Here is a 762-nt window from a genome sequence, read left to right as displayed (position 1 = left end):
GGGACTGTCAGATTAACGGTGTAAACCCACAACAAATCTAGCGACCAGCCACCTGCGGCAACCGATCACCAAAAACAATAGCAAAAGCATTCAACGCCGGCTTCCACCGAGTCATCCACCGCCGAGCACCAGCACCTGAAGGATCCAAAGACCGAACCGTCAAATACATAAACTTCAAAGCCGACTCCTCAGACACAAAATGCCCACGCGACCTGGCAGAACGCCGCAACCTAGCATTCAAAGACTCAATCGCATTCGTCGAATACAACACCCGACGAACCTCCATCTCATACGACAAAAAAGGAATAAATTCCTCCCAGCGACGCCACCACAAAGCACTAATAGCCGGGTACTTCTCATCCCACTTCTGCCCAAAGGCCTCCAAAGCTGCCTGTGCAGCCTGCTCGGTCACCGCCTGATAGACCGGCTTCAAATCCCGGGAAATCGCCTCCCAGTGCTGCCTGGGGGCGTAATGCATGGAATTGCGGATCATGTGAATGACGCAGTTTTGCACAATCGTGCGTTCATAGACCGCATTCACGGCCTCAGGCAGGCCGGTGAGCCCATCACAGACCAGGTAGAAGATATCAGCGGTGCCACGGTTCTTCAGCTCGGTCAGGATCTGTAGCCAGAATTTGGCTGATTCGCCTGCCCCTTCAGGGCCTGCCCAGATTCCTAACACATCCCTAGCGCCTTCGACGTTGACTCCCATAGCCACGTAGAAGGGGCGGTTGCTTACCTGCCCTTCGCGGACTTTCAGGT

The 762-nt window shown here is 54.5% G+C and carries 1 protein-coding gene; it reads right to left on the bottom strand.

Going from position 1 to position 762, the window contains the following annotated elements:
* Positions 1-37: 37 nt before the first annotated feature.
* A partial coding sequence (locus ACEE09_RS09280; RefSeq protein WP_449084095.1) for an IS256 family transposase occupies positions 38-762 on the bottom strand: 725 nt, incomplete at its 5' end.

This window comes from Rothia sp. 88186D007BW, from assembly GCF_053544215.1.
The sequence above is the reverse complement of the archived record's forward strand: the minus strand, read 5'-3'. Positions and strand labels throughout refer to the sequence as shown.